The sequence below is a fragment of the Endozoicomonas acroporae genome, assembly GCF_002864045.1.
In the GTDB taxonomy this organism is placed as follows: domain Bacteria; phylum Pseudomonadota; class Gammaproteobacteria; order Pseudomonadales; family Endozoicomonadaceae; genus Endozoicomonas; species Endozoicomonas acroporae.
In genome coordinates this window covers 1-978 of record NZ_PJPV01000286.1, presented here as the reverse complement: position 1 = coordinate 978, position 978 = coordinate 1, and the positions used below count along the sequence as shown (strand labels likewise).

Below are 978 nucleotides of genomic sequence, written 5' to 3'. Positions count from 1 at the left end.
GGGACGGCACCTGGATAACACGCTGAAATCACGGATTCCCACCTTCTTTTATAACCCCTTGCCGGACACCGTGCTGGCCAACGCCATCATTCTGCCCAATCTACCGCAGGCCTGGCCTGAGCACCTGAAACAACAGGCCCGTGACCGGCTATTAACCCTGTACAACCAGTTCCGGGAGCTGCAGGACCAGACCACACCCAGAGATATCACCGATGTGCTGGCCACCGTTCGCCAGATTCTCCGTCACTGCTCCGCGACCGGGGACGACACGCCAGCGCAAGTCAACGCCCTGATCAGGCGGGCATTTATGGACAGTCTGGCCGGTGCTGTAACCACGGAATACCAGCAACGGCTGAACACCCTCAACGCTTGGTACCAGGGCCAGTTCAAGGAAGATCCGTCCCTTTTGGCGGGGGTTGACGCGAGCTTTACTGATTTTATCCAACGACTGCAGGCCGCCAACACCGATGGTGACTTCTCTGCGGAGCCTGTCCGGCAGCTGGTCTACCACTACTGGCAAAGTCTGGACAAGGATGACTCGGGACGCACCGCCATGCTGGTGCAAGGGCCGGCGGGCTGGGGCAAGGATTTTGTGCTGAAGAGAACCATCCGGCTCTGGCAACAACAGCAAGAGAGGAAACAACGGCCAGTACGTCCGTTTGTCCATATCAATGCCAACCCGAACCAGTGGGCCACTCTGGCCGAGAGCGTTAACCAGGCGATGAGCCGGGGGCAACTGATTGCCATCAGTGAGCTTAACCTGATTCCCAGCCACTATGTAGAAGGGTTGCTGAATCATGTGTTGACCGGCCATGCAGCACGGGGATTTCGCCTGTTTGCCACCATCAATCCCGGCTATTTTGCCGGACGGGAAGCGCTGAGCAAGGCCCTGACGAGCCGCTGCACCCAGGTCAGGCTGGCTGCCCTTACCCCGGAAGAACTGGAAGGGCTGGTGCAGGGTTTGCCCAAGATACCTGA

Annotated in this window: 1 protein-coding gene; it reads left to right on the top strand. The window is 58.7% G+C overall.

Annotation, left to right across the window (positions count from 1 at the left end):
• Positions 1-978 (top strand): hypothetical protein (locus tag CX664_RS26885; protein WP_180966642.1); only part of this gene is annotated, 978 nt, incomplete at both ends.